The organism is Acidihalobacter sp. (assembly GCF_037381185.1).
In the GTDB taxonomy this organism is placed as follows: Bacteria; Pseudomonadota; Gammaproteobacteria; order DSM-5130; family Acidihalobacteraceae; genus Acidihalobacter_A.
Window position 1 is genome coordinate 1 of sequence record NZ_JARRQY010000114.1, and the last position, 2,711, is coordinate 2,711.

3 protein-coding genes and 1 pseudogene are annotated in these 2,711 nt (G+C 56.3%); 2 read left to right on the forward strand and 2 right to left on the reverse strand.

All coding sequences use genetic code 11. From position 1 onward, the window contains the following. The first annotated feature begins 250 nt into the window (after nucleotides 1-250). Both P8014_RS20450 and P8014_RS20455 read left to right on the forward strand, forming a co-directional pair. Nucleotides 251-946: an ISAs1 family transposase gene (locus tag P8014_RS20450; RefSeq protein WP_337819180.1), complete on the forward strand. Its 696-nt coding sequence runs from the start codon at nucleotides 251-253 to the stop codon at nucleotides 944-946. A 4-nt stretch (nucleotides 947-950) separates the two neighbouring features. Continuing rightward, on the forward strand, nucleotides 951-1,358 hold the full coding sequence (locus P8014_RS20455; RefSeq protein WP_337819181.1) for a hypothetical protein: 408 nt from the start codon (nucleotides 951-953) through the stop codon (nucleotides 1,356-1,358). Here P8014_RS20455 and P8014_RS20460 read toward each other — a convergent pair. Together P8014_RS20460 and P8014_RS20465 are read right to left on the reverse strand one after the other, a co-directional pair. Then, a pseudogene (locus tag P8014_RS20460) lies at nucleotides 1,342-2,223 on the reverse strand (IS256 family transposase); the annotation flags it as partial. The gene P8014_RS20455 and the pseudogene P8014_RS20460 overlap by 17 nt on opposite strands. 51 nt (nucleotides 2,224-2,274) lie before the next feature. After that, nucleotides 2,275-2,711 (reverse strand): transposase (locus P8014_RS20465; protein WP_337819182.1); only part of this gene is annotated, 437 nt, incomplete at its 5' end.

Below are 2,711 nucleotides of genomic sequence, written 5' to 3' on the forward strand. Positions count from 1 at the left end.
AGCCGCGGTTCTGGGATGATTCCAACGGCTGCAGTCGACCCGCTGCGATTCACAGGACGGGGCACCAATCCGTCAAATCAGCGGCGCAAAACATTGCCGATACAATCGTAGAGCCGTTTATTGTCAGCATGTTACCTCGCTGAGGCGCCATGACTTTGACGGCTGACAGGGCGATTTGTTGAAATGCACTATCGGATTGAATTGTCTTAGCGAATATGATTCTGGTTGGGAGCAACAAGGGGAGCTCCCGATGAAACTGAAAGAAATTCTGGCGCAGGTTCCCGATCCGCGCGGCGGACAGGGGCAAGATTACCGGTTGTGGTCCATTCTGGCCCTGATTGTCGTTGGTTTCCTGTGCGGCAGGCGTGGGCTGCTATCGGTGTTTCTTCTTGGACGGTCGCTGAACCAGCGGCAGCGCCATGCTCTTGGCTTCCATAAAGGAACGACGCCGTGCCACGCGACGCTTACGGAGACCATGCGGGCGATTGACCCGGAAGCATTGATGAAGGTCTTGAACAGTCTTGCTATTTGCGGTGAAGGTAAGGAGACGCGCCACATCGCCTTCGATGGCAAGACCATGCGCGCCAGCAAAGATGAAAACGGCAAGGCGGTGCATTGTCTTTCGGCGTTCTGCTGCGGGATACGCGAAGTTCTCGGACAGACTGCGTCCCGTGGCAAGGGTATGGAAATTCCTGACGCGATGAAACTTCTCGCCAAGCTGGACCTGAAGGGAAAGGTGATCACGGGCGACGCGATTTTTTGCCAAAAGAAGATCTGCAAGACCATCGTCGATGGCGGAGGCGACTACGTGTTTGCTGTAAAAGACAACCAGAAAAACTTGAGGGAAGATATCGAAACGGCTTTTAATGAGCCGGTTTTTCCCCCTGCGCAGGTGGGAAAGCGCGCCAGAAAAGGCTCACGGCCGCATCGAGCAGCGCACCATTGAGGTCTTGCCCGCCGAGGCCGCCGGAATTGAACAAGGGTGGCCGGGCGTGAAGCAAATCTGCCGGGTATGCCGATCACGACAGAAGAAAAAGGGCGGCGTGTGGCAGCCGCCGGCTATCGAAATTGCCTATTTGATCACCAGTTTACCGGCAGAAACGGCGCTTCCAAAAGACATCCTTGGGTTAAATCGCGATCACTGGGGTATCGAAAACCATCTTCACCGAAATAAGGACGTCACACTGGGTGAAGATGGATACACAAATAACAAAGATCATTCACCAGAAAACATATCATTATTAGGGGACTTGATACTCTCTATCTGTAAACGCGTTTGCTCATCTCCTAAACGCGCCATAGAATATTTTCAGGACGACAGAAACCGAGCCATACAGGCCATCATGGGCTTTTACTGAATCGCCCTGGAAGATCAGCGGTCTCCACGGCCAGCGTCCGCCAGCCATCCACCTTGCGCATCACGATTTGTCCAGAAGCCATCAGCGCCCAGAACAGCATGGCTGCGGTTTCAGCCGACGGCAGAACGGTTTGCGTCTTGATCCGACGCTTGAATTCTTCGTGGAGCCGCTCGATGGCGTTGGTCGTGCGTGCGCTTTTCCACTGATCAGCGGGCAATCTGGTGAACATGAACAGCCTATCACCCGCTTCCTCCAGACAGTCGGCAACGGCTCTGCAGCGGATGCGCCATTTGCGTAAGAACACCCGGCGTTTCTGCTCAATTTCAGCTGCCGTCTTCGCGTAGATCATATCATTGTAATCCTCCGAGACCTCATCACGCAGCCTTTTCGGCGCATGGCTGAGCAGATTGCGGTGTTTGTGAACGGTGCACCGTTGCGTCGCGACGTCGCTCCAGACCTCAGCCAGCGCCCGTTCCAGCCCGGCAGCGCCGTCGACGATCAGGAATTCAGGTTTGCGCAGGCCCCGCCCAATCAGATCGTCGAGCACCACCCGCCAGCTCTCGGCCGTTTCGCCGCCCATGTTCTTGATAGACAACAAAACTTTCTGGCCATCCTCGCGCACGCCGAGAACAACCAGTAGGCAGATTGATGTGGCCTTCTTGTCGAGCCGTACGCGAACCACCGTGCCGTCCAGGATCAGGCGGACGATCGGCTCGTTTGTCAGCGAGCGCTGGTTCCAGGCTTTCCAGTCCCCCTCCACCTTGCGCCACACGCGGCTGACCGTATCCTTGCTCACCGCTCCTTGGAAAAGCGTGGCCAGAGCACGCCGTACACGCCGCGTGTTGGTGCCGGACAAATAGGTGCTAGTGCACTGACACATTCAAAAGATTCATATGTCAGCGCACTAGCTCTTTGTTTATGCATCGATTTTACCAAACTCCGGCGTAACCTCCGTTTGGATCGATGCACTAGCGATGAGTGCGTCGGCCGCTTTGGTGCGCCGCTGATATTTCCGCAGCGCTTTGCTGTGCCATTCCGTCGTCTTGCAATCCGCACCTTCGATCCGTGCACGTGGCACACTGACTTCGACCTCGCCGGAGGCGCCCATCAGCGTGCGCGAGCGATGACCGTGGCGATGGCCATGAAGCTGGGGCTCGGCAGGGGTGGACGTGGCGCCAGCAGTAGTGTCGCTGGTCGTTTCCGTGGATATCTGCCCGGATTTGCTGTGCCGAACATAGCGTGCGCGCGATAAAGCCTCTTCAAGTTCCGCCTCGATCAGTTCCTGGATAAAACCGCGTACGCGGGTGCGAATGCCGACCTCGATCGGGTCGAACCAATCGTCGAAAAGCTGGG